17 protein-coding genes and 1 pseudogene are annotated in these 24094 nt (G+C 43.8%); 5 read left to right on the top strand and 13 right to left on the bottom strand.

Annotation, left to right across the window (positions count from 1 at the left end):
• Positions 1–8: 8 nt before the first annotated feature.
• The 8 genes from nuoH to hexA form a co-directional block, all read right to left on the bottom strand.
• Entirely contained in the window at positions 9–986 is a 978-nt protein-coding gene (gene nuoH / locus Phpb_RS07425; protein WP_040152056.1) for an NADH-quinone oxidoreductase subunit NuoH, read from the bottom strand.
• On the bottom strand, positions 986–3709 hold the full coding sequence (gene nuoG / locus Phpb_RS07420; protein ID WP_109396578.1) for an NADH-quinone oxidoreductase subunit NuoG: 2724 nt from the start codon (positions 3707–3709) through the stop codon (positions 986–988). The genes nuoH and nuoG overlap by 1 nt, the downstream gene beginning before the upstream one ends.
• A 75-nt stretch (positions 3710–3784) precedes the next feature.
• The gene (gene nuoF / locus Phpb_RS07415) at positions 3785–5149 is read right to left on the bottom strand and encodes an NADH-quinone oxidoreductase subunit NuoF (protein WP_065389802.1); all 1365 of its coding nucleotides are present in this window, start codon (positions 5147–5149) and stop codon (positions 3785–3787) included.
• A complete protein-coding gene (gene nuoE, locus Phpb_RS07410; protein WP_036781371.1) occupies positions 5146–5694 on the bottom strand; it encodes an NADH-quinone oxidoreductase subunit NuoE in 549 nt (182 codons plus the stop codon). Before nuoE ends, nuoF begins: the two co-directional genes overlap by 4 nt.
• Positions 5695–5696: 2 nt before the next feature.
• Positions 5697–7496, bottom strand: coding sequence for an NADH-quinone oxidoreductase subunit C/D (gene nuoC, locus Phpb_RS07405; RefSeq protein ID WP_109396574.1), 1800 nt, complete (start codon positions 7494–7496; stop codon positions 5697–5699).
• Positions 7497–7614: 118 nt separating this feature from the next.
• Positions 7615–8289, bottom strand: a complete 675-nt coding sequence (locus Phpb_RS07400) for a NuoB/complex I 20 kDa subunit family protein (RefSeq protein ID WP_011147305.1) — start codon at positions 8287–8289, stop codon at positions 7615–7617.
• A gap of 17 nt (positions 8290–8306) precedes the next feature.
• Positions 8307–8756, bottom strand: coding sequence for an NADH-quinone oxidoreductase subunit A (locus Phpb_RS07395; RefSeq protein WP_011147306.1), 450 nt, complete (start codon positions 8754–8756; stop codon positions 8307–8309).
• A gap of 706 nt (positions 8757–9462) precedes the next feature.
• Positions 9463–10392 (bottom strand): transcriptional regulator HexA, encoded by a 930-nt coding sequence (hexA, locus tag Phpb_RS07390; RefSeq protein ID WP_036781377.1) that lies wholly within the window; start codon positions 10390–10392, stop codon positions 9463–9465.
• An 811-nt stretch (positions 10393–11203) separates the two neighbouring features.
• On the opposite strand from hexA, the gene Phpb_RS07385 reads away from it, so the two are divergent.
• Positions 11204–12424 carry a pyridoxal phosphate-dependent aminotransferase gene (locus tag Phpb_RS07385; protein ID WP_036781379.1) on the top strand — a complete coding sequence of 407 codons (1221 nt, stop codon included), beginning with the start codon at positions 11204–11206 and terminating at the stop codon, positions 12422–12424.
• A gap of 682 nt (positions 12425–13106) precedes the next feature.
• Positions 13107–13700, top strand: a complete 594-nt coding sequence (gene yfbR, locus Phpb_RS07380) for a 5'-deoxynucleotidase (RefSeq protein WP_065389800.1) — start codon at positions 13107–13109, stop codon at positions 13698–13700.
• On the opposite strand, the gene Phpb_RS07375 is transcribed toward yfbR, so the two are convergent.
• A complete protein-coding gene (locus tag Phpb_RS07375; protein ID WP_065389799.1) occupies positions 13697–15529 on the bottom strand; it encodes an SLC13 family permease in 1833 nt (610 codons plus the stop codon). The two genes, yfbR and Phpb_RS07375, sit on opposite strands and share 4 nt — an antisense overlap.
• 177 nt (positions 15530–15706) lie before the next feature.
• Positions 15707–16162 carry a terminus macrodomain insulation protein YfbV gene (yfbV, locus tag Phpb_RS07370; RefSeq protein WP_065389798.1) on the bottom strand — a complete coding sequence of 152 codons (456 nt, stop codon included), beginning with the start codon at positions 16160–16162 and terminating at the stop codon, positions 15707–15709.
• Between the two features lie 392 nt (positions 16163–16554).
• Between yfbV and ackA the strand changes: the two genes are divergently transcribed.
• From ackA to Phpb_RS07355, 3 genes and pseudogenes are all read left to right on the top strand, one after another.
• Entirely contained in the window at positions 16555–17757 is a 1203-nt protein-coding gene (gene ackA, locus Phpb_RS07365; RefSeq protein WP_065389797.1) for an acetate kinase, read from the top strand.
• Positions 17758–17843: 86 nt separating this feature from the next.
• Complete coding sequence (gene pta / locus Phpb_RS07360; protein ID WP_205634749.1) at positions 17844–19970, top strand: phosphate acetyltransferase; 2127 nt, start codon at positions 17844–17846, stop codon at positions 19968–19970.
• A 181-nt stretch (positions 19971–20151) separates the two neighbouring features.
• Positions 20152–20565 (top strand): annotated as a pseudogene (locus Phpb_RS07355) (type II toxin-antitoxin system HicB family antitoxin).
• A gap of 92 nt (positions 20566–20657) precedes the next feature.
• On the opposite strand, the gene Phpb_RS07350 reads toward Phpb_RS07355, so the two are convergent.
• The 3 genes from Phpb_RS07350 to Phpb_RS07340 all read right to left on the bottom strand — a co-directional run bounded on the left by Phpb_RS07350 (position 20658) and on the right by Phpb_RS07340 (position 23826).
• The gene (locus Phpb_RS07350; RefSeq protein WP_065389795.1) at positions 20658–21299 is read right to left on the bottom strand and encodes a hypothetical protein; all 642 of its coding nucleotides are present in this window, start codon (positions 21297–21299) and stop codon (positions 20658–20660) included.
• A 629-nt stretch (positions 21300–21928) separates the two neighbouring features.
• Positions 21929–22573, bottom strand: a complete 645-nt coding sequence (locus tag Phpb_RS07345) for a hypothetical protein (RefSeq protein ID WP_065389794.1) — start codon at positions 22571–22573, stop codon at positions 21929–21931.
• 620 nt (positions 22574–23193) lie between these two features.
• A complete protein-coding gene (locus Phpb_RS07340; RefSeq protein ID WP_065389793.1) occupies positions 23194–23826 on the bottom strand; it encodes a hypothetical protein in 633 nt (210 codons plus the stop codon).
• Positions 23827–24094 lie beyond the last annotated feature (268 nt).

Raw genomic sequence — 24094 nt, 5'->3', positions numbered from 1 at the left:
TTCCCCCCTTATTGAGCGTTGTACAAAATCACTGCCGCAGTCGCCAGCAGGTTAAGTAAGGTCAGCGGCAGACAGACTTTCCAACCAAACGCCATCACCTGGTCATAACGCGGACGTGGTAAAGAGGCACGTATCAAGATGAACATCACCATGAAGAATGCCGTTTTCAACGCAAACCAGACAAACGGCGGCAAGAACGGACCATGCCAGCCACCAAAGAACATTGTCACAATCAGGGCAGAAACCGTGACAATACCGATATATTCACCAACGAAGAACAGACCGAATTTCATACCGGAATATTCAATATGATAACCATCAGCCAGCTCCTGTTCCGCTTCCGGCTGGTCAAATGGATGACGGTGACACACCGCCACACCGGCGATAGCAAAAGTCAGGAAGCCAAAGAACTGAGGAATGACATTCCACATATGCTCCTGTGCATTGACGATATCCACCATATTGAAGGAATCAGCCTGAGCAACAACGCCCATAAAGGAGAGGCCGATAAACACTTCGTAACTCAGTGTCTGCGCAGAAGCACGCATCGCCCCCAGTAACGAGTATTTATTGTTACTTGACCATCCAGCAAACAGCACCGCATAGACAGCCAGACCCGCCATCATCATAAAGAACAAAATACCGATGTTCAGGTCGGCGGCCATCCAAGTCGGCGTAATCGGCACAATGGCGAATGCCAACAACAGAGAAACGAAACCAATCACCGGCGCCAAGGTAAAGATCATTCTGTCGGCAAACCGGGGTACCCAGTCCTCTTTAAAGAACATTTTGATCATGTCAGCGACGATCTGTAGCGATCCCCCCCAACCTACTCGGTTTGGTCCATAACGGTTTTGAAACAACCCTAGCAAACGACGTTCACCAAAGCTCATCAACGCCCCACAGACAACAACCACTACCAGGATCACCACTGCTTTCAGAACAGCGATCAGCACATCAATAATTTCGGGGGTTAACCAACTCATTATGCAACCTCCCGTAAATTATTCACGGAAACACCCGCCAATACCGGAGGAATACCCGGCATTCCCATTGGCAAACCAATCTGCCCTTGAGCAAGATTTTCACTCAGACGAACTGCCAGACGCAGTTGCTGACCAAAACAATCAAACTCCAGAACAGAACCCGTTTTCACACCCAATTGATCCGCATCTTTGCTATTGAGCATCACATAAGGCTCCGGCATACGTTCCTGAATCACATCAGAACGCTGAGTTAACTCTTCACTACCAAACAAATGGTGGTAAGGAGCCACTGTCCACTGGTTATTTTGCGCAGTAAAGGCTGTCGGGATCTGATCAAAATAGTTCAAACCGCCGTCAGTGGTTTCAATCAGACGCACACCGGGATCACCAAAGCGCAGATGACCACCTACTTCCGCTTGGAATTTGTTCCAAGCCTGTGGTGAGTTCCAGCCCGGCGCCCATGCAAATGGCACCTGCTGACGATAGGCATTAGGGCTATTGTTACCTTCCATTGAGAAAGCAAATGGCGAATCGACATCCTGCGGTTGACGTTGCTCATGTACGCTGAGATTCGCCAACATTGCAGTACGACCACTGTAACGGTGCGGTGAACGCGCCAGTTTCTGACCACGGATGCGGAATGTAGAATCAGGCGCGGCGTCAACAATGCCTTTAAGCTGTGGCATTGTTTCAACACAGGCATCAATAACATGGTCGAGCTGCGTCCAGTCTAAATGGCGTTCAGTATAAGTTGTGTGCAAGGAGTGCAACCAACGCCAACTCTCCAGCATCACCACCGATTTGTCGTAGAAAGAGGGTTCGAAAACTTGGAAATAACGCTGCGCCCGGCCTTCCTGATTTACCAGCGTACCGTCACTTTCTGCAAAGCTGGAAGCTGGAAGAATCAAATGGGCTTTATCCATGATGGCAGTGCGTTGATGATCAACCACAACCAGGTTTTTCAGCTTGCTCAGTGCATCATCTACCTTATCTGCTGCGGCATGCCGATAGAGATCATTTTCCATTACGATAGCCGTATCAGATTCACCACTGCTTATCCGTTGCAGCGCAACATCCAGTGGTTGAGCCTCCATCATTCCCAATCCAATACTATTCGCATAGATTGCAACAAACGACAAACCGACATCTGAACCTCGGTCTTTCAGTGCCCAGGCAACATTGGCCGCTGCTTGAATAATCGCATCACTACCGACGTTACTGCCGCTGATAATCAGTGGTTTCTTCGCGCCAATCAATGCTTGCGCAACCATTTCCACTTTAGCTTTCAGTTCGTCAGGCAAATTCTCGACTGCCGGCGCAGTGTTATCCAATGCATGGGCGATGGCAAAACCAAAACGCGCCTGATCATCAACCGGTGCGCGATAATTCCACGCGGCGATATCATCCAGACGAGTATCATCCACGTTGGTCACAAACAGGGGATATTTCGCACGCTGACCAATATTCATCACAGCGGCAATTTGCCAATCAGCAACTTTCTGAGCGGCCGCCATTTCGCGGGCTTTACCTTTCACAGCCTGACGAACAGCCAGTGCCATCCGGGCGCCGGTTTGCGTTAGATCTTCACCTAAAATCAGTACCGCATCATAGCTTTCAATTTCACGCAGCGATGGTGTATAAACGCCGCCCTGTTGAAGAATTTCCAACATCATATCAAGGCGTTGTTGTTCAGCCGCGGCAATCCCACTATAGAAGTTTTCCGCACCCACCAGTTCACGCAGTGCAAAGTTACTTTCCAAGCTGGCGCGTGGGGAACCGATACCGATGGCATTTTTGGCCTGACGTAAAATATCCGCCCCACCCTGCATAGCCTGTTCAGCGTTAAGCGAGATCCAATGATCACCACGCAATTGCTGTGGCTGACGAGGGCGATCCTTACTGTTGACATAACCGTAACCGAAACGACCACGGTCACACATAAAATAGTGGTTTACTGTCCCGTTATAACGGTTCTCGATACGGCGTAATTCACCATAGCGCTCTCCCGGGCTGGTATTGCAACCAATGCTGCACTGTTGGCAGATACTTGGCGCAAACTGCATATCCCATTTACGGTTATAACGTTCAGAGTGGGTTTTATCAGTAAATACCCCTGTTGGACAGATTTCTACCAAGTTACCGGAGAACTCACTTTCCAACGTGCCGCTTTCAGGACGACCAAAATAGATGTTATCGTGAGCGCCATAGACACCAAAATCAGTGCCGTCGGCATAATCTTTGTAGTAACGCACACAACGATAACAGGCAATACAGCGGTTCATTTCATGAGAAATAAACGGCCCCAATTCCTGATTGTTGTGAGTACGCTTAGTGAAACGGTATTTGCGGAATGTATGACCGGTCATCACGGTCATATCCTGTAAGTGGCAGTTGCCCCCTTCTTCACACACCGGGCAATCGTGCGGATGGTTAGTCATCAACCACTCAACCACACTCTCACGGAACTTTTTAGCCTCTTCATCATCAATCGAGATAAAAGCGCCATCCGTTGCCGGAGTCATACAGGACATTATCAGACGACCGCGCGTATCATCCGCGTTTTGATATTGCTTCACCGCACACTGGCGGCAAGCGCCAACGCTTCCAAGCGCTGGATGCCAGCAAAAATAAGGAATATCCAACCCCAAAGAGAGGCAAGCTTGTAACAGGTTATCAGCCCCGTCTACATCATATTTTTTGCCGTCTACATGTATCGTAGCCATAGTCAGCATGCTTCCAAATGACCTGCTTTTCAGCAAGTGTTAATCAAAAATTCTGCTAATTTCGTGAAGAACCCATTACCAACGCTGTTTCAACAGGTTTGACTGGATACCCGCAATGAGATGAGTGTTCCCATAGTCTTTGGTTATAATTCCAGCTTCGAATTCATCACGAAAATATTTGATGGCACTCTGTAGTGGTTCCACGGCCCCTGGTGCATGAGCACAGAATGTATTACCTGGCCCAAGGAAGCGACAGAGCTGTTCCAACGTTTCAATATCCCCGGGTTGCCCTTCCCCACGCTCTATTGCACGCAGGATTTTCACGCTCCACGGCAACCCGTCACGGCATGGAGTACACCAACCGCAAGATTCACGGGAAAAGAACTCTTCAAGATTACGGGTTAAAGAAACCATGTTGATTTCATGGTCAACCGCCATTGCCAAGGCAGTGCCTAAACGGCTGCCCGCTTTAGCGATATTTTCGAAATCCATTGGCAGATCCAGATGTTCAGCGGTCAGGAAGTCAGTCCCCGCCCCACCGGGCTGCCAGGCTTTGAATTTCAAGCCGTCACGCATACCGCCGGCATAATCTTCAAGAATTTCACGGGCAGTCGTACCAAATGGCAGCTCCCACAAGCCCGGATTTTTCACCCGACCAGAGAAGCCCATCAGTTTGGTACCGGCATCTTTACTCTTGCCCGCACTCAGGCCGATATACCACTCTTTACCGTATTCGAGAATTGAAGGAACGTTGCACAAGGTTTCAACGTTGTTGACGCAAGTAGGCTTACCCCATGCGCCGGAAGTGGCTGGAAATGGCGGTTTTGAGCGAGGATTTGCTCGACGGCCTTCCAGTGAGTTAATCAACGCGGTTTCTTCACCACAAATATAACGCCCTGCCCCGGTATGAACAAACAACTCAAAATCAAAGCCGCTGCCCATAATATTTTTACCCAGTAAACCCGCTGCCTTCGCTTCCTCAATGGCTTTACGCAGATGCACAGCCGCTTCCACATATTCACCACGCAGGAAGATATAGCCACGATAAGCTTTCAAGGCAAACGCACTGATCAACATCCCTTCCACCAACAAGTGAGGAAGTTGCTCCATCAGCAAGCGATCTTTGTAAGTACCCGGCTCCATTTCATCTGCGTTACATAGCAGATAACGGATATTCATGCTTTCATCTTTTGGCATCAGGCTCCACTTCAAACCCGTAGAGAAGCCTGCACCGCCACGGCCTTTCAGCCCGGCGTCTTTTACCAGAGAAACCACTTCATCCGGGGACATGCCTTTCAGTGCTTTTTCAGCGCCACGATAACCACTTTTACTACGGTACTCATCCAACCATACCGGTTGTTTATCACCCCGTAAACGCCAGGTAAGAGGATGGTTTTCCTCAGTAAGAATAATTTCTTTTATTCCTGAATATGCTGTCATGGATACTGCTCCAGTAACTTTTCAATCTCTTCAGGTCTGACAGAACTGTGCGTATCGTCATCGATCATCATGGTCGGGCCTTTGTCGCAGTTACCCAGACAACAGGTTGGCAACAGCGTAAAACGCCCATCTTTCGTCGTCTGCCCCGGACAGATATTCAGATGTTTTTCAATCGCAGCCTGGACATCCTGATAACCGGTAATATGACAAACCACGCTGTCACAATAACGAATAATATGGCGGCCCACCGGTTGACGATAAATCTGGCTGTAAAATGTCGCCACACCTTCCACATCACTAGCGGGAATACCAAGCACATCAGCGATCGCGTAAATGGCGCCATCCGGTACCCAACCACGATGCTTCTGTACAATTTTCAATGCTTCTATCGAAGCGGCGCGCGGATCTTCGTAGTGGTGTTTTTCGTGCTCAATGGCATCGTGCTCTTCGATACTCAGCACAAAATCTGCTTTTGCCTGAGACTCTGTTACGTTAACCACATCAAGTCGCGCTTGTTGAGCACTCGCGTTAATTTCACTTTGCATAGTTAGCGATCCACATCAGACATAACAAAATCGATACTGCCCAGATACACGATCAGGTCAGACACTAAGCCACCGCGGATTACCGATGGGATCTGCTGCAAATGCGGATAACTCGGTGTACGGACGCGGGTACGGTAACTCACAGTACTGCCGTCGCTGGTGAGGTAATAGCTGTTGATGCCTTTGGTGGCCTCAATCATTTGGAAAGATTCATTTGCCGGCATTACCGGTCCCCATGACACTTGCAAAAAGTGGTTAATCATGGTTTCAATATGCTGCAAAGTACGCTCTTTGGGTGGTGGCGTCGTCAGTGGGTGATCTGCTTTGAATGGACCTTCAGGCATATTGTCCAGACACTGCTTCAAGATTCGCAAGCTCTGACGCACTTCTTCCACTTTCAACATCACGCGATCATAACAGTCGCCGTTATTACCAATCGGCACGTCGAAATCGAAATTTTCATAGCCGGAGTATGGGCGCCATTTACGCACATCAAACGCAATGCCCGTTGCCCGCAACCCAGCGCCAGTGGTGCCCCATTCAAGGGCTTGTTTGGAATTATACGCGGCAACCCCAATAGAACGGCCTTTCAAAATGCTGTTTTTCAGCGCTGCTTTCACGTAGGAATCAAGGCGTTTAGGCATCCAGTTCAGGAAATCGCGCAATAATCTATCCCAACCACGCGGCAAGTCATGAGCGACACCGCCAATGCGGAACCACGCCGGGTGCATACGGAAACCGGTAATCGCCTCCACCAGATCATACACTTTCTGGCGGTCAGTAAAGGCGAAGAACACCGGCGTCATCCCGCCAACGTCCTGAATGAAAGTTGAAATGTAGAGTAGATGGCTGTTAATACGGAACAATTCCGACAACATAACGCGAATGGTTTTTACCCGGTCAGGTACTTCAATTCCCGCCAGTTTCTCCACCGCCAGCACATAAGGCATTTCATTAACACAACCGCCTAAGTATTCAATACGGTCTGTATAGGGAATATAACTGTGCCAAGATTGGCGCTCTCCCATCTTCTCCGCGCCACGATGGTGATAACCAATATCCGGGACACAATCGACAATCTCTTCACCATCCAGTTGCAAAATGATACGGAACGCACCATGAGAAGAGGGATGGTTAGGACCAAGGTTAAGGAACATAAAGTCCTCATTCTCGGTACCTCGTTTCATTCCCCACTCTTCTGGTTTGAAGGTCAGCGCTTCCATTTCCAGATCTTCTTTCTGTCTGGTCAGTTCGAAAGGATCAAATTCCGTCGCCCGAGCGGGATAATCCTTACGCAGCGGATGCCCTTCCCAAGTCGGCGGCAACATAATACGGCGCAGGTTTGGATGGCCGTTAAAGACAATGCCGAACATTTCCCATGTTTCACGCTCATACCAGTTGGCATTTGGGAACAGAGGGGTTGCAGTCGGGAGATTCAGGTCTTTTTCACTGAGGGCGACCTTCAACATCACATCGCGGTTACGCTCAATAGAAAGCAGGTGATAAAACACAGAAAAATCTGCCTCTGGCAGACCCTGGCGGTGAGTACGCTGACGCTCATCCATGCCATGTAAATCGAATAGCATGACATACGGTTTGGGCAGCTTCTTCAGGAAAGTCATTACTTCCAGTAATTGTTCACGCTTCACCCAAACAACTGGCATACCAGTACGGGTTGGCTGAACAGTAAAGGCATCCGGGCCAAAGTGGTTACGCAGCTCACTCACAACCGGATCATCAAGATGGTCGTGAGTTTGCCACGCAGGCCGGGCGCTTTCTTGCGCTATCTGATCTATCATCATTTTTCACCACAACGCTTTGATCAGTGTTCGTTTTGATCAGGATTAGTATCGCAACACATTGCTCTGGTTACATTCATTAGGCTACTTTGAGTCACGCCTACTGTCTAAAAGACAGATTCTAAACTTCGTCTGGCGTACGCAGATTTTTCACTGCGATACGTTCCCCGTGCTTACGTTCTCTTTCTGACTGCATATTGGCACGGTAAACCCCTTGATCTCCCACCACCCAAGACAGCGGACGACGCTCTTTGCCGATCGACTCCTGTAACAGCAACAAAGCTTGCATATAAGCTTCAGGACGAGGAGGACAACCAGGAATATAAACATCAACGGGGATAAACTTATCGACGCCTTGAACTACAGAGTAAATATCGTACATACCGCCAGAGTTGGCGCAGGCTCCCATAGAGATAACCCACTTCGGCTCAAGCATCTGGTCATACAAGCGCTGAATAACCGGCGCCATTTTGGTAAAACAAGTGCCAGCGACCACCATAAAATCCGCCTGACGAGGTGACGCACGTAAAACTTCAGCGCCAAAACGGGCGACATCATGAACAGCGGTAAATGATGTGGCCATTTCCACATAACAGCAGGAAAGACCAAAGTTGTAGGGCCACAGGGAGTTTTTACGCCCCCAGTTCACCATATCATGCAGAGCGTGTTCCAGTTTGCCCATGTAAACACTACGGTGAACATGCTGCTCCAGTGGGTCTGCGACAATTTCCTGTTTTTGCAGGGGATAACGGTCATTCTCACCGTTCGGATCTATGCGGGTGAGCGTATAATCCATCTTTAAATGCCTCGCTATTACTGCGGATGACTATTGTTAATGTTAATCACAACACTTGGTTTACTTACCTGGCGGCTTGAACGAGATGGCGTCCAATTCAGCGCCCCAATACGCACCAGATAAAACAAGCCTGCGAGTAACACCAAAATGAAAATGCTTGCTTCGATAAAGCCTAACCAGCCACTCTCTTTGATAGAAACTGACCATGCATATAAAAACAGCGCTTCAACATCGAAGATGACAAAGAACATAGCGACCAGATAGAACTTGGCCGACATACGGAGACGAGCACTACCGACAGAATCAATACCGGATTCATAAGGGACATGTTTTGCCCGGGCTTTCGCTCTTCCGCCCAAGAAAAACGCCCCTAACAGCATCAAAGCACACAGACCGAAAGCACCTAAAAGAAATACCGCGAATGCCCAGTGATGGGCAAAGAGTTCAGTGGATGTTGACATACTCATTGCTTACTCATCAAAAGTGGTGTCAAAAGTGTCTGCTCTTTTGTCTGGCAGTGTTGCACCACATCGATTCAAGGGAAGGGGTAACAACCAAATCTGAAACACTGTTAATCAATGATTGATGGAGTGAATCTTCTTGGTTTTTACTCCTCTCAACAATATTTTGTCTGTTATGACAAAATTAATCTAACATTTATTTACAAACAACAAACTTAGTCTTAACGGATCGTGCCGCCGCGCTGCTAAAACGTGTCAGTAAACTGGCATGCGAATAGCGGCGGAAACTAGTCTAACCGATAACTCGCTTTTACTACATCATTATCTCAGGAAAAACCTGCCTTTCCACTGCTACATAGGGAGTATTTCTTTGATCAAGTACACAATTTGACAGAAAAAAATTTTACTGCTGATGATAATTCATTCAAATCTGAAGAAATTATATTTTTTATCCATTAGCGACAAGAAAAGTTCCCGTTCACTACAGAAATTCTTATTTCATCAATTCAGCGAATTATTACTTTGTTAACAATATAACAATTTGTTAACCAAATCAGGGGGGTGTTAAGAAAAATGCCACCGTATATTTAATGATTACGATAACAACAAAATAAGATGAATTCAGTTGATGATTTCTTATAAATATATCCAGGGAGCTAATACCTCCTTCCGTCCATAATGGAGGTATTAGCAAAGACAAGTGTTTCAGATATTACTCATCAATAATATCGTCATCATCAGGAAGTTCTTCTGGAACACCTGATATCGTGTATGGCGTTTTCTTATTCTCTATAGCACTAAAAACCGTCAGAACAGATTCATTTTGTTCATTGCTATGTCTATAAAGAGAGAATTGAGTTTCAGGCAAACGAGGAAGCCCTTCACTCTCCCCTAAAATACGCAGATCGGCATTTTGCATTTCCAGAGGACGGGCAGTAATACCGACTTCTGCATTCACTGCCGTGCGAACTGCCGACAGAGAAGCGGCTTCATAAGCAATCCGCCACGATACTCCCACCTCATCCAACGTATCCAACGCCAACTGACGGAATGGATTGGTTTCATCCATCACAACCAGTGGCACAGGCTCATTTGGTTGTAGCTGGAAATCAGGGGCGCAATGCCATAATACCGGTGTTGAGCGCAGAACAGTCCTTGGATGATGACTGATCTTCGCGGTTGTGAGCGCCAAATCGATCTCATGGCTATCCAGCATACTTTCAATAAATTGAGTACGCTTTATACGGACATCTATTGCCATCCGCGGATAAACAGAAGCGATGCGATTTAGCAAAAAAGGGAGCAGTGTATCCACCGTATCGTCGGATGCACCGATTCTTAGTTCGCCTTCCGCGTCGCTATAGGTTAATGATGCGCTGGCATCATCGTTAGCGCGCAGAATTTGTCTTGCATAACCAAGAAGTTGAAGACCATGCTCTGTAAGAAGCTTATTACGGCCGTGGCGGGCAAACAGCTCTCTGCCCACCAACTGCTCCAAACGTTGCATTTGCTGACTTACAGCCGATTGCGTTCTGCATACTGCTGCTGCTGCTGCTGCAAAAGTATTTAAATCAGCAACAGCAACAAAAGTTCTTAGCAGATCGAGATCGAGATTCATTATCGGACGATTTGCATTTATCATTGTTTATTCATCACTTTTTTTTGATTTTAATTACTAACTAACCTGGTGTTTTTACGTAAGCACTATCAAATTAAATTAACATCGCTTAGACAGTACTCTACTCTATTAAATAGGGCAAAGATTTACTGCTGTTTTTTTACCTATTGAACCCATTGCGGGTTTTATTTTCTCCTCTTCGTTAGCAAAAGTTACTCGGATTCCTAAATAAATTGGGGACAATCCCTATTTACAACACCCTATATGTGATTTCTAGTTTGGTTATTTTGTTTTCTGACTCACGTCAAAGAATAACATAAGTTATATCAGAAAAACTAAATATAAAGTAAAAATCTACAATATCACTAATGTTTAATAATCCTATTCAGATAAATTTACAACTAGTTTCCAGAAATGATCAAAAATATTGTTCGATCTTTCTAAAATATATAGTTCTGAATTGCCAATTCAAGGCAAATCTTATACATAAGAATAAATTATACAAACACAACAACTTTTATTGGCAAATTGAACCATGATCACTTTCTGCCCAAAATGGCGCAATCAAGCCGTTATCACGTTAAAAACACTCCATTTCCACACTAGAAAACACCCACAATTAAGATTATAAATTTAATCTTGTTAATAAATTCAGAATTTAACACTGACATAATTTGCATAAAAAGATACTCAAATAACAACTTCCCTACTAAAACAACCATTTTAACCAAATATATCAAGGCATCTTCAAAACATTCAGCGGGAAGAGTACATTAAATGTTACACGCTATGTGCCAGGCGCCCCTTTTTTTGCCAAGATAAGGTAAGACTCTCTATGCTAGCAGTTAAAAAATCCAGCAAATTGGATAATGTTTGTTACGACATCCGCGGCCCCGTACTCAAGGAAGCGAAACGCCTTGAAGAAGAAGGTAATAAAGTCCTCAAATTAAATATTGGTAATCCAGCCCCCTTTGGTTTTGAAGCGCCAGATGAAATCTTGGTAGATGTTATCCGTAACTTACCAACCGCGCAGGGTTATTCAGATTCGAAAGGTCTGTATTCCGCACGCAAAGCTATCATGCAACATTATCAAGCCCGGAATATGATGGATGTAACCGTTGAAGATATTTATATCGGCAATGGCGTTTCTGAATTAATCGTTCAGGCAATGCAAGCATTACTGAATACCGGTGATGAAATGCTGGTTCCCGCGCCTGATTATCCTCTCTGGACCGCGGCGGTTTCACTTTCCAGCGGCAAAGCCGTACATTATATGTGTGATGAAGGGTCAGATTGGTTTCCTGACTTAAACGATATCCGCAACAAAATTACACCTCGTACACGTGGGATCGTGATTATTAACCCTAATAATCCAACGGGTGCTGTATATAGTAAAGAATTGCTGCTGGAAGTTGTTGAAATAGCCCGTCAACACAATTTGATTATTTTTGCTGATGAGATTTACGACAAAATCTTATATGACGATGCAGAGCATCATTCAATTGCCGCACTCGCTCCTGATCTGTTAACGGTAACATTTAACGGGCTATCCAAAACATATCGGGTAGCAGGTTTTCGTCAAGGCTGGATGGTATTAAACGGCCCGAAGAAACACGCTAAGAGCTATATTGAAGGTTTAGAGATGCTGGCATCAATGCGTTTATGCGCCAATGTGCCAATGCAGCATGCTATTCAAACTGCTTTGGGTGGTTACCAAAGTATCAGTGAATTCATTTTACCTGGTGGTCGTTTGTATGAGCAGCGTAACCGGGCATGGGAATTAATTAATCAAATCCCCGGCGTTTCCTGCGTAAAACCTAAAGGCGCTTTATATATGTTTCCCAAAATTGATACGAAGCGCTTTAATGTTCATGATGACCAAAAGATGGTGCTTGACCTTTTATTACAAGAGAAGGTTTTGTTAGTGCAAGGAACCGCATTTAACTGGCCGGAACCTGACCATTTCCGCATCGTGACGTTACCAAGGCTCGACGAACTGGAGATGGCGATTCAAAAATTCGCTCGATTTATTGGCAAATATCACCAGCAAAAATAATCTCCGTTCACAGAAAGAGATTACTGATAACGGAGATTATTCATACCATACGTTCTGTCGGTGTAGAAGAAAACCTATTTCTTCTATTCCGATAAATCTAGTCTGTCCGATAAACCTAGCCTACCCGTTTTTCCCTCACTGAGGAAAACCTCACCTGTCAGAGAGAAATCCTTGATAACCATTTCCATAGCTTTCTTTATTGATGCCAAATGATGACTCTCTGCAAAATAAGACCAATAAATTTTCATTTTTTACCGGTAACACAGACTCATTTTTTTATTTTATAGAGGACTCTTGCAGTGATTATATAAGGCATTAGCAAGATACAAAAGAATTAAACATTGCATTTATTAAACTTGATAAAAGAGAACACCTGAATAAATAATAACCCATTGTAAATTATATGAAATTTTTGTATATGAATTGTATATAAAATGGAGTAGAGAAATAAATTTCTTTTAAAAAATATATCCATCACGATTATAACATTGCCAGTTAATGGTAAATGTAAATTAACCCTATCGCCCTTGCTATACGGTCTGGATACCCGTTTTAATGTGCTCCAGGTAAATAGCACATTCCCCTACAAAATAAAGGGATAAAAATTAAGAAACGATTTTAAGGTTTACTTCACCCCACCCACAGCTCACAATAACAGCAATGTTTACTGTAAGAGATAATTATGAGCCACTTTTTTGCCCACCTCTCCCGCTTGAAACTGATTAACCGTTGGCCTTTGATGCGCAATGTACGTACAGAAAACGTGTCTGAACACAGCCTACAGGTAGCCTTTGTCGCACACGCCTTAGCCATTATCAAAAACCGCAAATTTGGCGGCAATGTGAATGCTGAACGCATTGCGTTGTTGGCTATGTATCACGACGCCAGCGAAGTTATCACCGGAGATTTACCCACACCGGTCAAATATCACAATCCACATATCGCACGGGAATACAAAAAGATAGAAAAAATCGCACAGAAGAAATTATTGGAAATGCTGCCCGCAGAGCTACAAAAGGATTTCCTCCCAATCCTAGATGATAGTCAGCATACAGCAGAAGAAACTTTTATCATTAAGCAGGCCGATTCCCTGTGCGCTTATCTGAAATGTCTGGAAGAGTTATCGGCAGGTAACCATGAATTCAATCTGGCGAAAGCCCGGCTTGAAAAAACCCTGGCTGATCGTCACAGCCAGGAGATGGATTACTTTATGAAAGTTTTTGTCCCTGGGTTCAGCTTATCACTGGATGAAATTAGCCTTGATATCCCCCATTAAAATGGAAACAACCAAGGGATGACCAGCACACTTATCACCATCACCAGCAGGGTAAATGGCACGCCCAAACGGACAAAATCGGAAAACTTATAGCCACCGGGGCCAAGAACCAGCGTATTCACTGGGGATGACACCGGGGTCATAAATGCGGCGGAAGCCGCCACACCAATAATCATTGCAAATGGCATCGGAGAGACTGCCATTTCACGTGCGGCAGCAATGGCTATCGGCGCCATTAATACCGCCGTTGCCGTATTAGAAATAAACAAACCGATTACCGCACAAAGTACAAACAGACATACCAGCATTACCCTCGGTCCCATATCACCGGCAATATCCATCAGACCGCGAACAATCAGATCAATCCCGCCGGTTTTCTGTAATGCCAGTGCAAATGGCATCATCCCGACAATCAGGATAATACTGGGCCAGTGAATAGAGCGGTACGCACTTTCCATATCAATACAACGGAATTTTCCCATCAACAGGCAAGCTATCAATGCGGCAATCACATTGGGTACTTCATCGGTAAGCATCATGGCTACCATCAGCGCCAAACTAAAAAGCGCATGTGGAGCTTGGGACGTTGCCGGGGCTACTTCTTCGATCTCAACCGGCAGATTAAGGACAATAAAATCGCGCATTTTGGTTTGCAGGACACGGATCAGTTTCCAGTCACCAATAACCAGCAAAATATCGCCCAGTTGCAACGGCTCATCGACCAGTTTACCCGGCAACGATTCACCATCGCGTCGAATACCAACAACATTCAAGCCATAGCAGGTACGAAAACAGATTTCCCGCAGCGACTTTCCTAATAAATCTGACTCCGGGATCAGAGAAACCTCCGCCATTCCCACATTACGAGATTGTTCAGAAAAGTACTCCCCACGCAGCACCATCGGCTCTAATAATTGCTCACTGCAAAACTCACGCAGATCCACCTCACTGTCTGACATATCAACCAGCAACACATCTCGCGCCCTCAATTCGGTATTGCCCATTGCACTGACCATAACGCGTCGAAAACGTCGCCAACGCTCAATACCAACGACATTAGCCCCATAGCGGGCGCGCAAATTTGATTCATCAAGAGAAAGGCCAATCAGCGGGGAGCCCGAGCGGATCGCCAGACGACGTGCGCGACCGGATAATTTATAGTCGCGGATAAGGTCACGGAAAGTGCGGCGATTCCATTTATCATGACCTTTATCTGATTGATTATTTCCCAACCAATGGCGAGCGATCAGCATATAACCAATACCGGCAAACAGAATCAAAATACCAATCGGTGTAATAGAGAAGAATTTGAAACCGGGAAGCCCCTCCCTTATCAACTCACTGTTAATCACCATATTGGGCGGCGTCGCTACCAACGTCATCATGCCACTGATAAGCCCGGCAAAACTCAAAGGCATCATCAACCGCCCCGGCGAAATTTTCATTCTTGCCGCCACACTAAGCACCACAGGAATGAAAATCGCGACCACACCCGTAGAGCTCATAAAAGCGCCAAGCCCCGCCACCGTCAGCATCAGTAACGCCAACATCTTGGTTTCGCTGTTTCCGGCGACCCTTACCAGCCAGTCCCCCATTTGATAAGCAACGCCAGTCCTTACCAACCCTTCACCAATAACAAACAGGGCAGCTATCAACAACACATTGGGATCACTGAAACCGCTGGTCGCTTCACCGAGCGTCAACGTTCCACTTATGACAAACGCGATAATCACCAATAATGCAACAATATCCATGCGCAGTTTATTGGTAGTAAAAAGAACAATAGCTATCAACAGCAGGGTCAATACCCACAAGAGTTCGCTATTCAAAATGGCCTCTATCAACAAAGAAGAAGATATTAATATCGAAAACTTGGCTAGTAGACCATTTTATCGGGGGAAAATCTCCGGTTGCGATCAACAATGCCCCCACTTTTCGCCATGAACCATCATTTCTGATTTTTCAACACATTGACGGCAATAATCTAGCAACAGATTTCTCCTGGCTTAAACATCATCGAGAAACGAACGATCAAGTTGTTTAAATGCGCGTTCCAACAGTTCCGCGAGAGATTGATAAGTTGGCGTTTGCTGCACCGGCGCCATCGCGATACCGGCGGCGGCAAATTTATCACGGATTTCATGGAACCATTTCAACAATGCCGCCGGTAGTGGCGTTGATGCCCTTTTCCCCAACCACCATAACCCTTGCATCGGTAAACTACAGGCAAACAACGCCGTCGCCACAGCCGGACCAAGCTGACCACCCAGTGCGATTTGCCACGTCAACGTAAAAATAGCCAACGGCGGCATAAACCGGATACCAAAACGAGTTGCCTTAATAATCCGGTTTTCAGGAAACATGGGCGCCAATCGTTTCTCAATCGGCCAAGTTTTCATATAGTGCTGTCCCAGTTGCATCTTTCTCAACCATCCATTACTGGTGGGAGGTATTGCGCTCATCATGACCTCAATCAATTAAAAACACATTTTTTAAAAAAACATTGTAAATGATAAAATATTTTTTGTAGGATTAAGTATATTTTGTTTTTACTGCTGGCTATCGGTATCCTACATCCACTTTTGTGTTATACACAGCAGTAAAGTGACACATTTTACCTTTTTTACTGCATTTAGGTTCATTTTGTTAACAAATCACGCTATCTCTTAACATCATGGCTGGCGAAAAAGGGTTTTTGAAAATCGAAACCTTATCATCATGCTCTTTGCATAGAGCATGATGTTAATCATTTAATGTCATCACCTTACGCGCTACGCTAATAAGTAATTGACGTTTTATTAATCAACATGTCTTATCTGTAAGACTCAATGACAAACACGATATAGGTATTTCCATGTCAAGTAAGCTGGTACTGGTCCTCAATTGCGGTAGCTCTTCTCTGAAATTTGCTATCATCGATCCTGCTAACGGTGAAGAATATCTTTCTGGTCTAGCTGAATGTTTTAACCTGCCCGAAGCCCGCATTAAGTGGAAAATGGATGGCGCGAAACATGAAGCCGCTTTAGGTGCTGGTGCAGCCCACAGCGAAGCATTGAACTTTATTGTTAATACTATTCTGGCGGAAAAACCAGAACTTTCTGATCAAATCTCTGCAATCGGCCACCGCATTGTTCACGGCGGTGAAAAATTCACGGCATCCGTCGCCATCAATGATGAAGTGATTCAAGGGATTAAAGACGCGGTTCCATTCGCGCCATTGCACAACCCGGCTCACCTGATTGGCATCGAAGAAGCGAAAAAAGGGTTCCCACACCTGACTGACAAAAACGTTGCCGTATTCGATACCGCGTTCCATCAGACCATGCCGGAAGAGGCTTACCTGTATGCCCTACCATACAACCTGTACAAAGAACACGGCATTCGTCGCTATGGCGCACATGGAACCAGCCACTTCTTCGTTTCCCGTGAAGCGGCAAAAACGCTCAACAAACCGGTTGAAAAGCTGAACGTTATCGTCTGCCATCTGGGCAATGGCGGCTCTATCTCCGCTATTGTTAATGGTCAATGTGTTGATACTTCTATGGGGTTAACGCCACTGGAAGGTCTGGTAATGGGTACCCGCAGCGGTGACATCGACCCGGCTATCATTTTCCACCTGCATGATTCACTGGGCATGAGCGTTGAACAAATCAACAAACTGTTGACCAAAGAATCTGGTCTGCTAGGTTTGACCGAAGTCACCAGTGATTGTCGTTATATAGAAGATAACTATGAAACCAAAGCCGACGCTAAACGCGCGATGGACGTTTACTGCCACCGTCTGGCTAAATACGTCGGCTCTTATTCCGCACTGATGGAAGGCCGTTTGGATGCCATTATCTTTACCGGCGGTATTGGTGAAAACTCCTCACTGGTTCGTGAGCTGGTACTGAAAAAACTGGCTCTGTTAGGTTTCGAATACGATCACGACCGTAACCTGGCCGCTCGCTTCGGTAAATCCGGCGCTATCACGACTGACAACAGCCGTCTTGCTTTGGTGATCCCAACCAATGAAGAATTAGTGATCGCTCAAGATGCGGCACGCCTGACCGCGTAATAATTTGACCAACCGCCAGCCACTGCTGGCGGTACTATTTTTGACCAACGAGCAACCGTAAAGAGGTTTCCGTGTCCCGAACAATTATGTTGATCCCTACTAGCACCAGCGTCGGCTTGACCAGTGTTAGTTTAGGTGTAATTCGCTCAATGGAGCAAAAAGGCGTTAGCCTGAGTGTCTTCAAACCTATCGCCCAATCCCGTTGCTGTGGCGCCCAAGATCAAACCACGACAATCATCCGCTCTCATTCCAGCATAAAAACCGCTGAACCGCTGGACATGGCGCATGTGGAATCTTTGCTGACAACCAATCAGAAAGATGTACTGATGGAAAAAATCGTGGCCCTTTACCACGAAAACACCAAAGATGCAGAAGTCATTCTGATTGAAGGTCTGGTTCCAACCCGCAAGCATTCATTCGCCCAATCTCTCAACTATGAAATTGCCAAAACGCTGAATGCTGAAATCGTATTCGTATTGGCGCTAGGTAACGATTCCCCGGAACAGTTGAAAGAACGTGTTGAACTGGCTCGTGCTGAATTTGGCGGCAGCAAAAACCAGAACATTACCGGTGTTATTATTAACAAACTGAATGCGCCGGTTGACGATCAAGGCCGTACCCGTCCTGATCTGTCAGAGATCTTTGACGAATCCTCAAAAGCCACCGTAGCTAACATCGATCCGAACACGCTGTTTAAAAACAGCCCATTGCCGATTCTGGGTTGCATTCCGTGGAGTTTTGACCTGATTGCAACTCGTGCAATTGATATGGCAAAACACCTGAACGCCCGTATTATCAACGAAGGCGCGATCAAAACCCGTCGTGTGAAATCGGTGACTTTCTGTGCACGCAGCATTCCACACATGTTAGAGCACTTCCGTCCCGGTTCTCTGCTGGTCACTTCGGCTGATCGTCCAGACGTTCTGGTTTCGGCCTGTCTGGCGGCTATGAATGGGGTTGAAATCGGTGCAATTCTGTTGACCGGCGGCTATGCCATCGATGAGCCGATTAAGCAACTGTGTGAACGTGCCTTCAACACTGGCCTGCCAGTCTTTATGGTTGATACCAACACCTGGCAGACTTCCCTGAGCCTGCAAAGTTTCAGCCTGGAAGTTCCGGCAGATGATCATGAACGTATTGAAAAACTGCAAAACTACGTCGCACACCATATCAACAAAGAGTGGATCGACTCCCTGACAGCGAACTCTGAGCGCCCACATCGTCTGTCTCCACCCGCATTCCGTTATCAATTAACAGAACTGGCGCGCAAAGCAGGCAAACGCATTGTTCTGCCGGAAGGTGACGAACCTCGTACCGTGAAAGCGGCTTCTATCTGCGCTGACCGTGGTATTGCGCAATGCGTTCTACTTGGTGACCCAGAAGAGATCCGTCGTGTCGCCGCTGCTCAGGGGGTAGAACTAGGCGCGGGTATTGAAATTGTTGATCCGGTCGCTGTACGTGAGCGTTATGTTCCACGTCTGGTTGAACTGCGTAAAAACAAAGGCATGACCGAAGTCGTTGCACGTGAACAACTGGAAGACAACGTTGTTCTGGGTACGTTGATGCTGGAACAGAGCGAAGTTGATGGTTTGGTATCCGGTGCGGTACACACCACGGCCAACACTATCCGCCCACCATTGCAGTTAATCAAAACCGCGCCGGGTAGCTCATTGGTATCATCCGTATTCTTTATGCTATTGCCAGAACAGGTTCTGGTTTACGGTGACTGTGCAATCAATCCAGATCCGACGGCTGAACAACTGTCTGAAATCGCTATCCAATCTGCGGATTCAGCTAAAGCATTTGGTATCGAACCGCGCGTAGCCATGATCTCCTACTCTACCGGCAACTCCGGCGCCGGTAGTGATGTTGAAAAAGTTCGTGAAGCAACTCGTTTGGCACAGGAAAAACGCCCGGACCTGATCATTGACGGCCCATTGCAATATGACGCCGCAATCATGGCAGATGTAGCGAAATCCAAAGCACCAAACTCACCGGTTGCCGGTCAAGCCACCGTGTTCATCTTCCCTGATCTGAACACCGGTAACACCACCTACAAAGCGGTACAACGTTCTGCGGATCTGGTTTCTATCGGGCCAATGCTGCAAGGTATGCGTAAACCGGTTAACGACCTGTCCCGTGGCGCTTTGGTAGACGATATTGTTTACACCGTTGCATTGACTGCGATTCAATCAGCACAGGGGGAAGCGTAACCGCTTCTTATCCGTAGCAGATTAATGACTGATAAAGGCTGAATCCTGTACTTCACTGGATTTGGCCTTTTTATTTTCTTTTTATTCCCAGAAAGATATAAGATTGGAAAATTATGCCAACTTATTAAATATCGTGTTCTCAAATGAAGTAATTAGAAATACTCAAATCAGGAGAAAAAATATGCTATATCCCGCTTTTATCGAAGTTGACACAGATGGCAGTACAAGCGGCTGGTTTCCTGATGTATCCGACTGTTATTTTGCTGGCGATACACTTGAAGAAGCTTGGGAAGACGCTAAAAGTGCTATTGAGGTACATTTTGAATTATTAACGCAAAATGAATCAGAACTCCCTACAGCCAGAACGATGTAAGAACATCTCGCTGAAAACATTGGCAAATATATTGATGGTCAATGGATTCTAGTTGACGTCAATATGGATAAATTCGATGGCAGAGCAGAGCGGATCAATATTACTTTGCCACATCGTTTATTACATCGTATTGATATCATTGTACATAACCATCCCGAATATGGCAGCAGAAGTGGTTTTCTAGCTCAGGCTGCACGCAATGAACTACAAAAAACAATCTAATTGTGCCGCATATATGCGGCACCTTACCTTTTATAGTTATCTGCACAAATTTAAGATTGATAATTACATGGTTGCAGAATAAAAGTTAAATCTTATTTTTTTAACAATACATACGCAACTTGAGCTTGTATTTTATTCGTTGATAACCACCCATTAAATATATTTCCTATTCCGCGTTGCTTATATGCAGAATTACAACTTGCCGATGTTCCTGTTACACCAAGCCCGTATGTTCCTCCACCTTCAGCTTTAGTCTTACATCCATTTTTAGTTGTAAAGTCATTATATAACCAACCAGCCTTTTCCGTCTTAAATTCAATAACAACACCTGGTTTTTTATTCGTTAGATAACTTTGTGAGTAAGTGAATTGAGGCGCAATTCCACAGAAACTGTTTTCTTGAACGCAAGAAATTTTCTCGTTCCTATTTTTATCAAATGTTTGATATTCCTTTATCTCCATTCCTCGATACCAGTACATCGATTTTTCTGCCTCATTATCACTATTTGAGGTTTTACTACTCTTTAGCGTAAGTTTATTTGGTGTGTTGTCTTTAACTCTAAGAACACAATTTGTGTATAAAGACATTACTTTGGTTTTTGCCAATCCATTTGCAGTTATTGCATCTTTTACCTGATTTCTGATGTTCTCCGGATCTTTCATACAAGCCATACTAAAACTGCTAATAGCTAATAAAAGTGGGGAAATAAGGAAAACTTTTTTATTCAAACTCATATTTCTCTCCTTGCTTTATTTATAGTTTTGGTACTTAATTGAAATAGATTTTATTGTTATATATTGATTAAAAAAACACTATTACAGACAACATACAATAAATTAACCTGTTGCATTAATCTTCTTTGTTATTATCTGAGTGAAATAAGATAGATTATTTAACTATAAAAAACAAAAACAAATTCCAATATGATTAAATTAAAAAATATGTCATTATAATATATACAAAAAGATATAGTAACAGTATATAAGAAAAAAACCAATAGTTATATGAAAATACGTATTTTGAAAAACATTTCTCAATAAAAAATTTCTTTGTGACTTAATAGAATTCTTGCTGCAATGTACACTTATTCCTTTAACATTCTATCGAGTACTATCAGTTATATCCTCCCGCAAGGAGGATGAAATTTAACCCAAAAAAGCACCAAAGCGATAAGACATTCGGCGCTAAAAAGAGAGTTTAAAGCTGATAATGACACGATTATACCCTATGGATTTCAAGATGCATCGCGACGGCAAGGGAGTGAATCCCCGGGAGCATAGCAAACTATGTGACCGGGGTGAGCGAGCGCGGCCAACAAAGAGGCAACTTGAAAGATGACGGGTATATATAACAGATATTAAGATTAGTCTGGTATGGGTAATTGTACATAAGCAATTATCGCCTCTATTTTAGCTGGTTTTCCTGATAGCCACTTATTGAACTCATCTCCTATCTTATAACCTTTAGGCTTACAATTTGATTCATCTTTTTTCGAGGCACTTATTTCACCAAGCCCATATGATCTTCCTCTTGATTTAACATCAATTTCGCAATCATGCTTAGTGGTAAATTCATTATATAGCCAGCCAGGTTCTATTGTCTTAAACTCTATAACAAATTTTTTATCTTCTCTAATTGGATAGCTCTTGGAGTAAATATATTCAGGGGAAATGCCGCAAAAGCGATTTGGCACGTTAACACAAGGAATACTCTTAAATTTATTACTATCAAATAACTTAAATTCTTCTATTCCCATTCCCCTATACCAATACATCGCTATTTCTGCACGTTCATTTCTATTTTCGGATTTATTATTAGTTAATATCACTCTATTGCCACTATTCACCACCTCAAATTCGCAATTTTTATACATAGACATCACTTTAGTCTCTTGTAGACCATAGCTGTTTATTATATTTTCCACCATTGGATCAGTATTACATGCCATACTAAAGTGACTCACAACTAATAAAGTGGCAATCAGAAAGGTTTTTTTATTAAAACTCATACTTCTCTCCTTACTTTATCGATGGTATTGATACCCAAAAGAACGAAGATATATTTCATAGCCGTTATTAATAAATCCAGTCATCATCTTTACCGACACATAATGACCTAACGTACAATTCCACTATAAATAAAATTCCACCACAAATAAGAAACCAACAACAAAATAACTTTGCAATATAAATCATATCATTTAATCAGTTTCTCTTGTTATTAGCCTTATTAAATAAAGGTAGATTATGAAATCAAAAAAAACAAGCCCTATAATAATTAAATAAAAAACAGGAAAAACACAAAAAAAGATAATTTCAATAACATTTAAAATAGATACTTTTTTATTTATTACAATATCATGTAAATAAAAAAACACCTATTTACCATTCAAAATCAATATAAATAACATTATCTAATTGCAATTATAGTCATCAAAATAATTCAAAAAGATAAAATCTTTATTCATACTTATTGTAGAATATCTACTAATTATAATTTTCTTTTACTACATGATAATATCTTGCCTGTAAAGTATATTTTTACATAAAAAACATCGCCAATAAAAAGCACCGAAGTTATAAACACTCGGTGCAATATATTTCAACATAAATCATTTAAGGCTAAAATCTATTTTGCTAACAATACATAAGAGATTATAACGTCTATTTTGGCTGGTTTTCCTGATAACCATCCATTAAATATATTTCCTATTCCAATTCTCTTATATTCAGCATCGCAACTTGCCGATGTTCCTGTTACACCCAGCCCATATGTTCCTCCACCCTCAGCTTTATATTGGCACTGATGTTTAACTGTAAAATCGTTATATAACCAACTGGGTTCTATCGTACTAAACTCAATAACAACACCCGGATTTCTATTTGTCAGATAACTCTGTGAATAAGTATATTCAGGCGCAATGCCACAGAAACTTGCTTGTGTAACACAAGGGACATTTTTATACTTATTCTGATCAAATGCTATATATTCATTTATCCCCATTCCTCGATACCAGTACATCGCTTTTTCTGCTACATTATCACGCTTTGCCGCTTTACTGTTTGTTAATGTGACTTTATTCGGTGTGTCTGCCGTGACGGTAAGTGTGCAACTTCTATACATGGACATCACTTTAGTATTAGCTAACCCATTTTGGGTTATTATCCTTTCTATCTGTGGATCAACATTACATGCCTGACTAGCGTAACTAATAGCGAATAAAAAAGGGGAAATAAGAAAAGCCTTTTTATTTAAATTCATACTTTTTTCCTTGCTTTAATTATGATTTCGGTATCCAATGAAATGAGAATAACCCTCATTATTATCATTAACATACCCATACAGTCTTTAACAGGAACAATAACTTAATACACCATCATGCTATGAATAAGAACTTAACAACAAAATAATATTACAATATAAACCATTTTGTTTAATGCGTTTATCTTGTTATTTCCCAACTTAAATAAAAATAGGTTATTAAATCAAAAAAGACAAACCTCTATATAATCAATAAAAGTTTGATTTA

Origin of the sequence: Photorhabdus namnaonensis (genome assembly GCF_001684335.1) — a bacterium.
GTDB lineage: Bacteria > Pseudomonadota > Gammaproteobacteria > Enterobacterales > Enterobacteriaceae > Photorhabdus > Photorhabdus namnaonensis.
This window is presented reverse-complemented; position numbering and strand designations above follow the sequence as displayed.